Source organism: Alkaliphilus sp. B6464 (assembly GCF_018141165.1).
GTDB lineage: Bacteria > Bacillota > Clostridia > Peptostreptococcales > Natronincolaceae > Alkaliphilus_B.
In genome coordinates, this window is the sequence record NZ_CP058557.1 from 1455638 (window position 1) to 1467462 (window position 11825).

9 protein-coding genes and 1 riboswitch are annotated in these 11825 nt (G+C 33.1%); of the genes, 8 read left to right on the plus strand and 1 reads right to left on the minus strand.

What is annotated here, in order from left to right; translation table 11 throughout:
* The first annotated feature begins 19 nt into the window (after nucleotides 1-19).
* The 3 genes from HYG84_RS07015 to HYG84_RS07025 all read left to right on the plus strand — a co-directional run bounded on the left by HYG84_RS07015 (nucleotide 20) and on the right by HYG84_RS07025 (nucleotide 5662).
* Nucleotides 20-3598, plus strand: a complete 3579-nt coding sequence (locus tag HYG84_RS07015) for an NAD(P)-binding protein (protein ID WP_212381589.1) — start codon at nucleotides 20-22, stop codon at nucleotides 3596-3598.
* A gap of 161 nt (nucleotides 3599-3759) precedes the next feature.
* Complete coding sequence (locus HYG84_RS07020) at nucleotides 3760-5262, plus strand: leucyl aminopeptidase (protein ID WP_212381591.1); 1503 nt, start codon at nucleotides 3760-3762, stop codon at nucleotides 5260-5262.
* Nucleotides 5263-5482: 220 nt separating this feature from the next.
* Nucleotides 5483-5662, plus strand: coding sequence for a hypothetical protein (locus tag HYG84_RS07025; RefSeq protein WP_212381593.1), 180 nt, complete (start codon nucleotides 5483-5485; stop codon nucleotides 5660-5662).
* A 121-nt stretch (nucleotides 5663-5783) separates the two neighbouring features.
* On the opposite strand, the gene HYG84_RS07030 is transcribed toward HYG84_RS07025, so the two are convergent.
* Nucleotides 5784-5945 (minus strand): hypothetical protein, encoded by a 162-nt coding sequence (locus HYG84_RS07030; protein ID WP_212381595.1) that lies wholly within the window; start codon nucleotides 5943-5945, stop codon nucleotides 5784-5786.
* A gap of 334 nt (nucleotides 5946-6279) precedes the next feature.
* On the opposite strand from HYG84_RS07030, the gene HYG84_RS07035 reads away from it, so the two are divergent.
* The 5 genes from HYG84_RS07035 (at nucleotide 6280) to HYG84_RS07055 (ending at nucleotide 11594) form a co-directional block, all read left to right on the plus strand.
* Nucleotides 6280-7713 carry an N-acetylmuramoyl-L-alanine amidase gene (locus HYG84_RS07035; protein WP_212381596.1) on the plus strand — a complete coding sequence of 478 codons (1434 nt, stop codon included), beginning with the start codon at nucleotides 6280-6282 and terminating at the stop codon, nucleotides 7711-7713.
* A gap of 180 nt (nucleotides 7714-7893) precedes the next feature.
* Nucleotides 7894-8181 carry a Veg family protein gene (locus tag HYG84_RS07040; RefSeq protein ID WP_212381598.1) on the plus strand — a complete coding sequence of 96 codons (288 nt, stop codon included), beginning with the start codon at nucleotides 7894-7896 and terminating at the stop codon, nucleotides 8179-8181.
* Nucleotides 8182-8384: 203 nt separating this feature from the next.
* Nucleotides 8385-9608 carry an arginine deiminase gene (gene arcA, locus HYG84_RS07045; RefSeq protein ID WP_212381600.1) on the plus strand — a complete coding sequence of 408 codons (1224 nt, stop codon included), beginning with the start codon at nucleotides 8385-8387 and terminating at the stop codon, nucleotides 9606-9608.
* Between the two features lie 54 nt (nucleotides 9609-9662).
* Entirely contained in the window at nucleotides 9663-11303 is a 1641-nt protein-coding gene (locus HYG84_RS07050) for a M20/M25/M40 family metallo-hydrolase (RefSeq protein WP_212381602.1), read from the plus strand.
* A gap of 39 nt (nucleotides 11304-11342) precedes the next feature.
* Nucleotides 11343-11594, plus strand: coding sequence for a GIY-YIG nuclease family protein (locus tag HYG84_RS07055; RefSeq protein ID WP_212381604.1), 252 nt, complete (start codon nucleotides 11343-11345; stop codon nucleotides 11592-11594).
* 85 nt (nucleotides 11595-11679) lie between these two features.
* Nucleotides 11680-11765, plus strand: a riboswitch (cyclic di-GMP riboswitch).
* Nucleotides 11766-11825 lie beyond the last annotated feature (60 nt).

Sequence of the window (11825 nt, forward strand, 5' to 3'; positions counted from 1 at the left end):
ACATAGGGGGGAATAAAAAATGCCTAATATTAGGATGAATATAAATGGTACCGAAGTAATTGGATATAAGGGACAGACTATTTTAGAAGTAGCAAAAGCTAACAACATTGAAATTCCCACACTTTGTTATGATGAAAGAGTTAAGATATATGGTTCCTGCGGGCTTTGTGTTGTTGAAGTAGAAGGAACACCCAAGCTTTTAAGAGCCTGTGCTACAGAAGCTGCTGAGGGTATGATAGTTGCTACTAATACTGAAAGAGTTAAGGGTTCAAGGAAGATTGCCTTAGAATTACTTTTATCAGATCATGTTGGAGATTGTAGACCACCTTGCGTTTTAGCCTGTCCAGCAGGTACAGATTGTCAAGGTTATGTAGGACTTATTGCCAATGGACAATATAAAGAGGCAGTAGAATTAATAAAGGAAAAACTACCATTACCAGCTAGTATTGGTAGAGTTTGTCCTCATCCTTGCGAAACTGCCTGTAGAAGACAAACCTTAGATGATCCAATTTCAATCGCTTGGTTAAAGAGCTTTGTAGCCGACATTGATCTAAAAGATCCCAATGTATTTATGCCAGAAATGAAACCATCTACAGGTAAGAAGGTAGCTATTATCGGTGGAGGGCCAAGTGGACTTACTGCTGCTTACTATTTAGCTAAAGAAGGACATAAGCCAGTTATATACGAGGCAATGCCAGAACTTGGTGGTATGCTAAGATACGGTATTCCACAATATAGATTACCAAAGGAAGTCTTAAATAAGGAAATTGATATTATTAAAAAAATGGGAGTAGAAATGCTAACCAATATTAAAATTGGTAAAGACATAGACCTAACTCATTTAAGAGAAAATTACGATGGGGTATATGTTGCAATAGGTGCATGGAACAGTACAAAGCTTAACTGTGCTGGAGAAGACCTACAAGGAGTTATTGGAGGAATAGACTTTTTAAGTAAATTTGCAGTTAATGAGCCTATTAAAATAGGTGAAAGGGTGGCAGTAGTTGGTGGTGGAAATACAGCTATGGACGCTTGTAGAACAGCCATTAGATTAGGGGCAAAAGAAGTCTATAACATATATAGAAGAACAAAGGATGAGATGCCTGCAGAAGCGGTAGAAATAGAAGAAGCAGAAGAAGAGGGAGTTAACTTCAAGTTTTTAGTTAATCCTATCGAAATAATAGGAGAAAATGGAAAAGTGTCTAAAGTAAGACTTCAAAAAATGAAGTTAGGTGAGCCAGATGAAAGAGGAAGAAGAAGACCGATTCCAATAGAAGGTGAAGAAGATATAATCGAAGTAGATTCTGTTATAGCTGCAATAGGCCAACAGGTAGATATAAAAGGTTTCGAAGATATTTCATTGACTAGATGGGGAACTATTTATGCCGATGAAAACTCATTCCTTACAAATTTGCCTGGAGTATTTGCAGGAGGAGATGCTACTAATAAAGGTCCTGATATTGCTATTACTGCAATTGGAGAAGGAAAGAAAGCGGCGGATGTAATTTGTAAATATTTAGAGGGCAGGGTTATTCCGTATGAAAATTCTTTCTATGTGACTAGAGATAATGTACCAGAAGAAGAATTTGCTCATATAAAAAGAGAATATAGACCTAAAATGTCTCATTTAGCGCCAGAGGTAAGAAAGAAAAACTTTGGGGAAATCGTTGCAGGATATACAGAAGAAGATGCTAAAAGAGATGCTATGCGTTGTTTAGAGTGTGGTTGCCATGATGTATTCGAATGTAAGCTATTAGAATACTCTAATGAATACAAAGTAGAACCACAAAGATTATCCGGAGAAATGCACTATCGTCAAGAGGATGATGGGCATCCGTTCATCATTAGAAATTCTGATAAATGTATTTTATGTGGACTTTGTGTTAGGGTTTGCGATGAAGTTGTAGGTGCTACTGCTCTTGGACTCTTAAATAGAGGCTTCGATACTATAGTTCAACCAGCTTTTGATCTGCCTTTAAAGGATACAGACTGTGTAAGTTGTGGACAGTGTATAAGTGTATGTCCTACTGGAGCCTTGCAAGAAAGATTAACTATAGAAAAATCTGTACCTCTTGTTACTAAAACAACTCATACGGTTTGTTCACATTGTAGTGTGGGTTGTAATATGGATTTAAATACTAAAGGAGATCTATTAGTTAGGGCATTACCTAGAAAAGAGAATCCTTTAGACGATGAGCTTCTTTGTGCGAAGGGACGTTTTGGTTTTGATGTAACTCAAGCTGGAAAGAGGATAACCAAGCCATTAATTAGAAAAGAAGGAAAGTTAGAAGAAGTAACCTGGGATGAAGCTCTACTGTATACAGCTAAAAAGGCACAAAGCTTAGGTCTTTTATATGGTAGCAATTCTTTAGGTGTTTCCGTTTCAGATAGATATACAAACGAAGAAATTTATTTAATATCTAAGTTTGGTAAAGATGTATTAAAAACTCAAAACATAGGTTCTTTTAATAATACTGTGAGTGGACTTAAAGATGTTTTAGGTTACGATGCATCTACTAACACATTTGATGAGTTAACTGGAGCAGAGACCATTGTTCTTGTTGGATCCAACATTATGAAAAATCATCCTATAGCAGGATTTAAGATTAAAAAAGCTATAGAGCGAGGAGCTAAATTAATAGTAATAAATCCTGAAAAAACTAAGATAGACAGTATGGCTCATATTAAGGTGAATCCTTCTAATAGCACACTATTTTTAAAGGAAATCTTAAATGCTCTTATTAATGGCGGTTTTGCACCTAAGGCTAATAGCTGTCAAGGATTTGAGGAACTAAAGGAAAGTTTATCAAATGTTCAAATTAGTCCTCAAGCCGCTGATATTGCACAAATATATGGAAAATCTAAAAGGGCTATAATCTTATTTGAGCAGAAGAATATTACCTCTGATGCTGCAGCGCTTTTAGCGAATATGGCAGTTTTAAGTGGACATATTGGCAAACCACGTAGTGGTATTATTCAATTAAAGCAAAACAATAATAGTCAAGGGCTTAAAGACATGGGCGTTTATAAAGACTATAAAGAGTTAGAGAAATCTATAGACAATAAAGATATTAGAGGTTTATTAGTATTTGGCGAAGATATACCTAATATTGACCTTAATAACTTAGATTTTCTAATGGTTCAAGATACCCATATTACAGATACAGCTGACAAGGCAGATGTAGTTTTACCTGCTGTAAGCTTTGCGGAATCCAGCGGAACCTACACTAATACTGAGAGAAGAATACAAAGATTAAATAGAGCCATTAAGCCACTTGCTGAATATGAAAATTGGCAGGTAATTGTAAAACTTGCAAACACATTAAATAAAGATTTTGAGTATTATAGTCCAGCTGAAATATTAAAAGAGATAGAAATGACGAAACCAGAATATTTTGGACTAAACAAAGTAGAGGGTAAAGATGCATTCTGGCCGATAAATGGTAGTAGAGTATTGTATGAAAATGGATTTAATTTTACAGATGGTAAGGCAAGACTTAAAGTTGTAGAGGATGGTAAGTTATTTGTAAATAATGTAAACACAAATAATTTAACAAATGCCTTTGCGGAGTATTTAGAAAAGGAAAGACTTATATAGGCATTAAAAAACCCCTCGTATTAAAAACGAGGGGTTTTTAGCTATTAACTTTTTGAAAATTAAAATTAATATTTAATCCTTTTTATTTTGGTATATCTAAAGGATTAAAGGGTATTAATGTAGAAGAGAAAATGAAAATTATTTATAATGGAGGTTTTCAAATGAAGGTGCAGGTAATTAAAGATCAAATTAAAGATGTTATGACTGATGCAATAATCATTGGTATTTATGAAGGTGTAAAAAGCTTAAGTAGTGCATTACATAGCATTGATGAGCAATTAGGTGGTATTATTTCAGAAATGATCAGCAATGAGTCATTTAAAGGAAAAGAGGGAGAAACCTTATTAGTACATAGTCTTGGTAAGGTTCCAGCTAAAAAAATACTATTATTAGGACTTGGACAGGAAGAAAACCTTAAGGAAGATACTATACGTAGATTAGTGGCTAAGGCAGTTAAGGAAGTAGAAAAAGTTAAGGCAGCGACAGTTGCAATTATGCCTATAGGTTTAGATAGAAATATTGCTGCTGAGGTGGTTGGACAGTGCATTATGGAAGGGGCAATGTTAGCATTATATAAATTTAATAAATATAAAACAACTGATAAAAGCGGACCAGAAGTGGGTATAAAAGAAGTATACATACTAAATGAAGATGTATCAACAAATGAACGACTAGAAAGAGGAATTGGAGTAGGAGAAAAACTAGCAAATGGTACTATTATAGCCAGAGATCTTGTTAATGAACCAAGTAATGTATTAACACCGACAGCAATGTCTAATAAAGCTATTGAAATTGCAAATAAACATGGTCTTGAAGTTAGCATTCTAGAAAAAGAAGATATGGAAAAGTTAGGAATGGGAAGCTTCTTAGGAGTAACTAAAGGAAGTGAAGAGCCACCTAAATTAATAGCTATAAAATATTTTGGTAACAAAAATAATGATGAAATCATAGGATTAGTAGGAAAAGGATTAACTTTTGACTCTGGTGGAATATCCTTAAAGCCAGGTGCAGGAATGGATGAAATGAAGAATGATATGGGCGGAGGTGCGTCTGTATTAGGTGCGATGGATGTAATCGGAGCTCTTAAGCCAAAAGTTAATGTTATTGGTATAGTAGGTGCTTGTGAGAATATGCCGTCGGGTAAAGCCTACAAGCCAGGAGATATTCTAACTTCTATGGATGGAAAAACAATAGAAGTATTGAATACTGATGCAGAAGGTCGACTAGTTCTTATTGACTGTATTACATATGCCATACAGCAAGGAGCTACAAAATTAGTAGATATAGCTACATTAACAGGAGCTTGTATTGTTGCTCTAGGTAATATAACAACGGCTTTAATTTCCAATAATGATGATTTTGTAAAACAGGTAGAGAAAGCAGCTGAAAATGCAGGTGAAAGGGTATGGCAATTACCTTCATTTCCAGAGTATAAGGAATTAATTAAAAGTGATATAGCGGACCTTAAAAATGTTGGAGTTAGAGGAGCAGGTACGATTACAGCAGGATTATTCCTAGGAGAATTTGTGGGAGATCGTCCTTGGGTGCATATGGATATTGCTGGTACAGTTATGACATCTAGTGATAAAGGCTACAATGTTAAAGGTGCAACTGGTGTAGCTGTAAGAACACTTTATCATTTGGTAAAATCTATGGAAAAGTAAAATAAAAATAATTTGGATGATTGTATGTAAATGTAATATACTAATAAGGCTATAGTCAAAATACTATAGCCTTAATTAAACTATATATCCATAAGGAGGAAAAATTATGAATATAAACTTAACTGATTCTGCTAGAGAAGAAATATTAAAGCAAAATGCAAAGGATACGGGTGTAAGAATATATGTAGCATCTATGGGCTGAGCGGGCCCTAGTTTTTCATTGTCTCTGGAAGAGGCAACAGAAACAGATGTAGTAACAGATGTAAATGGTGTGAAATTTGTAGTTGATAAAAATATTGATAAGCGTTTTGGAGCTGTTAAGGTGGATTACGGCACTAAGATGTTTAGAAAAGGCTTTATGATTTCCTTAGAAAGCGACGATGGTGGAGGTTGTCACTAGTAAGTTTTTAAAGGTGTGAAGTTTGTACAAACTTTAAAAATCACCATATGTGTAAATAAAAAAGTCGAATTGGTAAATTATCAATTCGGCTTTTTAACGTAATAAATCTTTATTGATATTTTTAGCTAACACAAATAGGATGTGCTGACCCGTCTTCTAATATTCTAAAAAGTTGAAGCTGATCCTTTCTAGAGTAGAAAATTTCTACAAAACAATTGCTACAAAAATATCTAGACTTACTTAGTTTTCCAGTATTCTCATTACCGCATATAGGGCACTTCATTTTAATTCCTCCTGTTCTTTAAAACAGTAATATATTTATATTATATCATTCTGAAATGAAAATTTTGCAACTCGAAATAATTGGTTAAAATATTGCCATTAATATCATTATAATATAAAAAGTTAAATTCTGGCAAGATAAAAATAAAAATATCATACATTATATGCTACAAAAACAGTAGTTATGCACAATGAAAACAGCTTTCTCATATTATATATTACAATAACCCTATACTTAGCCTATGGCTTTTAAAATTACTATATACAAGTAGTTATAGAGTGGGGGAAGTTGATGTAAATAAAAAGCATATTGCGAAAGACTAGGAGGGTTAAATTTGTATGATGAAAGTAGAGAAGTTTATATAAATATATATGATAAAAAATCTGACAAAATAGTGATGAATGAACTGGAGGAACTGGTGAAACAGTTAGTGGCATGGAGTATTCCACTAAACTTTCATATAGAGGCGTTAAAGTGTCAAAGCATTATTATGAGAACTAAGTTAGTTAGACAGATGAGAGCCTATGGAGGATGTGGTGTAAATCAGCAGAAGGAAGCAGATATTTTAATGGAGAATTTTGTAGGAGCTATACCACTAGAGCAGTATAAAGAAATATGGGGGAGAGATTACGAAGATTATGTTAAAAAGATAGAAACAGCTGTAATGGAGACTAAGGGATCTGTTTTACTATTTAATAATAAGCCGATTGATGCGAGGGCTCATCTAGTATGTGGAGGATCTACAGAAAATAGTGAAAATGTTGAGGGCAATGTTGTTCAGTATTTAAGAAAAGTACTTTGCAATCATTGTCAAAACAGCCCGTATTCTTTAAACTACAAGGATATTCCTATAGAAGAGGTAGAAAACAAGTTAGGAGTAAAGCTAACTAATGATGAGGTTTTGAAGGATACTACCATCGATAATATTATTGATGATGTTCTTAGAGATGAGCAAAATAGAGTAACAAAAATAAAAATTGGTGGTAAAGAGTTTAAAGGAAAAGAAGTAATGGATATTTTGAATATAAATTCAACTAGATTTGGATGGAGACCACAAATAATGCGCTTTTTTACGATAGGTAAGGGCGATGGTTTAGGTCTTTGTCAGTATGGTGCAAATAATATGGCCTGTGAGGGTAGTTCTGCAGAAGAAATTTTAAAATATTATTATACAGGGATTGAAATTAAAAAAATACAAAATCCATGTATAAATATGCCCTTAAAAGGGAAACTAGTAGTGATTGATCCTGCCCATGGTGGTGAAGATAGTGATGATCATGTTGGAAGCCAAGGATTAAGAGAAAAAGATGTTAACTTATCTATTGCTTTACACTTAGAAAAGGAACTTCAAAGTTTAGGCGCAGAGGTTTATTTAACTAGACGAGAAGATATTGTTGTACATTTAAATGATAGAGCTCAAATGGCTAATAATACTGCACCTCATTTCTTTATTAGCATTCATCAAAATTATTTTAATCATCCTTCCAAATCTGGAACAGAAATTTATTATTTCCGAGGAGATACAGTTGCTAAAGAACTTGCAAGAGAAATAATGACTGCATTGACAGAGGAGATTGAGACCCTGGATAAAGGTATAAAGCCAGCTGACTTTTTTCTATTAAGGGAAGTAATTGTTAGTTCTATCCATGTGGAAGTAGCCTACATTTCTAATTTTGTAGAAGAAAAGATGTTAATGGATGATAACTTTAGAAAGAGAGCTGCTAAATCCATCGCAAAGGGATTTGTTAATTTTTATAGATATGTTTAGATGAAATAAGATAAGAGAATTAACAATTCTCTTATTTTATGTATAATAAATATTTAAAAAACAAATATATGCTATTTGACAAACAATCCATTTGCATTTATAATATATGGTTAACTATTTGACAATAGTTATCAAATATGTTATGATATAATTGTCAAAGTTGCGAAAGAAGGTGATTACTTGGCAATCAAAACTCCACTTGATGGAAGAAATCAATTACAAGAGATTAGAAAGAACATTGAAGGATATGTTGGACAAAAAATTGTTCTTAAGGCTAATAAAGGAAGAAAGAAAACTACTGTTCGAGAAGGAATCTTAGAGAACACATATCCTAATATCTTTATCGTAAGAATTGATGGAAAGTTTGATGACAATGTTAGAAGAGTTTCCTACAGTTATTCTGATATTCTTACAGAGACAGTTGAAATCACCGTGTGTAGTGACAACAAGAGTATTAAAGTTAGTTAATATAAACGCCACCCTCATGGGTGGTCTTTATTTTTAATAGGAAATGATATGGCATTATACAAGGTTAAACTTTTATACATTAAATGTATAAAAACTCTATAAACCTTATAAATACTAATATTGAATTATGCATAAAAAATGGATATACTATTATTAGAATAAAAAGACAATTCATAAAAGTTTAAACGGAGGCGGAAAAAACTATGCTAAATGGTGGCTTTTTAAATATTACATCGGAAATAGGCAAATTAAAGGCAGTACTTCTTCATAGACCAGGTCGAGAATTAGAGAGATTAACACCTCAATATTTACAAGAACTTCTATTCGATGATATACCATGGCTTAATAGAATGAGGCAGGAGCATGATGGCTTTGCAAAGGTAATGATTGATAGAGGAACTGATGTATACTATTACGAAGAATTATTAGAGGAAGTTTTAAAGGATAAAGCTACACATAAATCATTTGTTGAAGATTTAGTAAAGATATGTAATATTGATAATGAACTATTAGAAAAAAGCATTATAGAATATTTATTAACAAAAACACCAGAAGAAACTGTGGAGATATCTATATCAGGACTACATAAAGATGATTTACCAGAGATTAAACGTGAACCTTGTTTATTAGATTATATTAAAGAAGAATATCCTTTTTATATAAATCCTACACCAAATCTATATTTCACCAGAGATCCAGGAACTGTTATTGGTCAAGGTCTATCCATTAATAGAATGGAAATGAGTGCTAGAAATAGAGAAACTATGTTTTTACAATATATTTATAAATACAACCCATTATTTGATGGGAGAAATACTCCTCAATGGTACGATTATAACGACAAACACAGTATAGAGGGAGGAGATATTTTAGTATTAAGTGATAAAGTAGTAGCAATTGGCTGCAGTGAGAGGACTTCAGCTAAGGGTATAGAAATTTTAGCCCAAAGACTTTTTGAAAATAGTAACGTAGAAAAGGTGCTAGCTATTAAAATTCCATTTACCAGAGCATATATGCATCTAGATACGGTATTTACAATGGTTGATTATGATAAGTTTACAATTTATCCTGGAATAGAGGATAAGGTTAGTGTATATGAGTTAACCAAAGGTAGGAATATGCCAAAGATTACACCTATAGATACATTGGAAAACGGTTTGAAGTCAGCTTTAGGACTTCCAGCTATAAAACTAATTAAAACTGGTAGAGGAGATGCCATTACAGCGGCTAGGGAGCAATGGAACGATGCTACTAACACCCTAGCTGTTGCACCTGGAGTGATTATTACATATAATCGCAATGAGATATCAAATGAATATTTAAGAAATAATGGAATCGAGGTTATAGAGATTGAAGGATCTGAACTAGTAAGAGGACGGGGTGGTCCAAGATGTATGTCTATGCCTCTTGTGCGTGAAAAGCTTTAGAATTGGTGGTTTAAAGATTTAGAGTAAAACAATACATATTAAGGGGGTATTATAATGGACATTGGTAAAAGAGCTGAAGAGCTGGCTATAGAGCTTACAAGTATCCTTAGTGTTGTAGGTACTAAAGAAGAAAATAATGTAGTTGAAAGAATCTATGAATTCTTTGGTGAAATGGATTATTTTAAGAATAATCCTGAAAGCTTAAAATACGTAGATGTTATAAACGATGAGATTGGCAGAAAATCTACTTTAGCTACTATTAAAGGAAAAAAGGGAAATTCCAATAAGACCGTTATTTTAATTGGACATACAGACACTGTTGGTATAACTGATTATGGTGATTTAAAAGAGTATGCTACTAAACCTTTAGAATTAATTGAAAAATTAAAAGAAGTAATCATTCCTGAAGAAGCCAAAATTGATTTGGACACTGGAGATTATATCTTTGGTAGAGGAATTTTTGATATGAAATGCGGAGTAGCAATTATTATGACAATAATGGAAGAACTAGCTAAAAATGTAGATAACCTAGAGGGAAATGTTGTATTTGCTGCTGTATGTGATGAAGAAGGTAACTCTGGGGGAATGCTATCTGTAGTACCTGAGTTAGTTAGACTTAAGGAGTCTGAAGGCTATGAATACTTAGCAGTTATAGACACTGATTATAGTGCTCCTAGATATGTTGGTGATGAAAATAGATATGTATACATAGGTACTGTTGGTAAACTGATGCCTAGTTTCTTTATAGTAGGTAAAGAAACCCATGTAGGAGAGCCCTATAAAGGATTAGACCCTAATCAAATATCTTCTAGCATAACTAAGGAATTTAACTTAAATATGGAGTACTGTGATGTGGCTGAAGGGGAAGTGTCTCTTCCACCAATTACTTTGAGACAACAAGACTTAAAAACAGAATACTCAGTACAAATTGCAAAGACTTCATATCTTTACTTTAACTATGCTACCCATATATCTACTCCTGATGAAGTAATGAACAGAATGCTAGTAGGAGCTTTTAAAGCTTTTCAAAATACCATAGATGAGTTAAATAATCAATATAAGAGTTATTGTAAAATGAGTAGTTATCCTTATGCGGAGTTACCTTGGAAAGCAAGAGTTATTACTTATGAAGAGCTAGTTGAAAAAGTTAGGGCTGAAAAAGGTGAGGAACTTAATTTAATGCTTGAGAAATTAAGTAGAGAGCTACTTGATAACGATAAAATTGATGAAAGGGTTTTTGCGTTAAAACTTGTAGAGCAAGTACATAAAATGTGGTCTGACAAAGAACCTGTAGTTATAGCTTACTTCTCACCACCATATTACCCTCACATTTATGTAGAAGGTAATGAAGTTAAAGAGAAAATCCTTCTAAGAGCTGTTGATGATGCTATTGAAGCGGCTGACAACAAATTTAATATAGTTAGAAAAAAATTCTATCCTTATATATCAGATTTAAGCTATGCCGCTGCACCAAAAGAAAATTCTATCATCGGAGTTTTAAAAGAAAATATGCCAGGTTTTGGCGTAAAGTATAATCTTCCACTTAAAGAAATGCAAGAACTTAACCTTCCTGTAGTAAATATAGGGCCTTTTGGCAAAGATGCTCATAAGTTTACAGAGAGAGTAGAAAGAGATTATTCCTTTAATGTGCTTCCGAAGATGGTTTATGATACTATTTTAAATTTATTAAAGTAGGCTACTATAAAAAAAAATAAAATATATATGGTGATTAAGATGAACTACGTATACATATTAGAATGTGCTGATAAAAGTCTATATACTGGATGGACTAATAATTTAGAGAAGAGAGTTAAAACCCATGGAGGTGGGAATGGTGGAAAATATACGAGGGCTAGGCTTCCTGTAAAACTTGTATATTTTGAAGAGTATGATGATAAAATATCTGCCCAGAAGAGGGAGTATGAAATAAAGCAGATGAGAAGAAAGGAAAAATTAAAATTGATTGAAAGTGCCATTGTCGAATAGTGGCACTTTTTGTCGATATAATAATAAAGGATTTTGTAGAGAAATGTATAATTATATACCTGTTAAACAGAAAAATATAATGAGTATATGAAAAGGGCAAAATTATCGAAAGATAATGACGCAAAGCCTTGGGCCTAAAGTATATTTTACTATGGTAGCCAGGTTGCCGAAAAGGATAATACAATTATATAAGGATTATCCTTAGCTTTGTGCGCTTTTGTACAAAGCTTT

What these genes read in the sequence shown, in the direction of transcription:
- HYG84_RS07030 (WP_212381595.1), bottom strand. Translation starts at nt 5,945, where the DNA reads ATGAAGTGCCCTATATGCGGTAATGAGAATACTGGAAAACTAAGTAAG.
- arcA (WP_212381600.1), top strand. Translation starts at nt 8,385, where the DNA reads ATGCTAAATGGTGGCTTTTTAAATATTACATCGGAAATAGGCAAATTA.
- HYG84_RS07015 (WP_212381589.1), top strand. Translation starts at nt 20, where the DNA reads ATGCCTAATATTAGGATGAATATAAATGGTACCGAAGTAATTGGATAT.
- HYG84_RS07055 (WP_212381604.1), top strand. Translation starts at nt 11,343, where the DNA reads ATGAACTACGTATACATATTAGAATGTGCTGATAAAAGTCTATATACT.
- HYG84_RS07020 (WP_212381591.1), top strand. Translation starts at nt 3,760, where the DNA reads ATGAAGGTGCAGGTAATTAAAGATCAAATTAAAGATGTTATGACTGAT.
- HYG84_RS07050 (WP_212381602.1), top strand. Translation starts at nt 9,663, where the DNA reads ATGGACATTGGTAAAAGAGCTGAAGAGCTGGCTATAGAGCTTACAAGT.